The sequence below is a fragment of the Duganella hordei genome (genome assembly GCF_040369125.1).
Lineage (GTDB): Bacteria > Pseudomonadota > Gammaproteobacteria > Burkholderiales > Burkholderiaceae_D > Rugamonas > Rugamonas hordei.
On record NZ_BPWI01000058.1, the window covers coordinates 1 to 533 of the forward strand.

The 533-nt window shown below is 64.2% G+C and carries 1 protein-coding gene and 1 pseudogene; both read right to left on the minus strand.

Annotated elements, in window-relative coordinates; translation table 11 throughout:
- Window positions 1-135, minus strand: a pseudogene (locus ABWW33_RS33010) (ABC transporter ATP-binding protein); the annotation flags it as partial.
- Between the two features lie 28 nt (window positions 136-163).
- The coding region (locus ABWW33_RS33015) for an ABC transporter permease subunit (protein ID WP_353405628.1) at window positions 164-533 on the minus strand (370 nt) is incomplete at its 5' end.

The window sequence follows — 533 nt, forward strand, 5'->3', positions numbered from 1 at the left end:
GCCGCTGCCCGACGGGCCAAGCAGCGCCACCACTTCGCCTTTTTGCAGGTGCATGGACACGCCCTTCAGGATCTGGTTGGCGTGCGCGCCGGTGCCGTAGTCCAGGTGCAGCTCGTTGACGGTCAGTTCGTTCATGATGATGTCTCGTTTCATAGTCATAGTCTCAGTTGTGCAGCTTCACGCCGAAGCGCAGCGCGATACCCAGGCCCACCGCCACCAGAGCGACATTGATAAAGGAGAGCGCGGCCACGATGTCGGTTGCGCCGGTCGCCCACAGCGACACCAGCATGGCACCGATCACCTCGGTGCCCGGCGACAGCAGGTACACCCCGGTCGAGTATTCGCGCTCGAAGATCAGGAATACCATCAGCCATGCCCCCAGCAAGCCATACTTGACCAGCGGGATGGTGACGTCGCGCGTTACCTGGCCGCGCGATGCGCCGACCGCGCGCGCCGCCTCTTCCAGTTCCGGTCCGACCTGCAGCAGCGCGGTCGAGATCAGGCGCATGCCGTAGGCCAGCCACACCACCGAA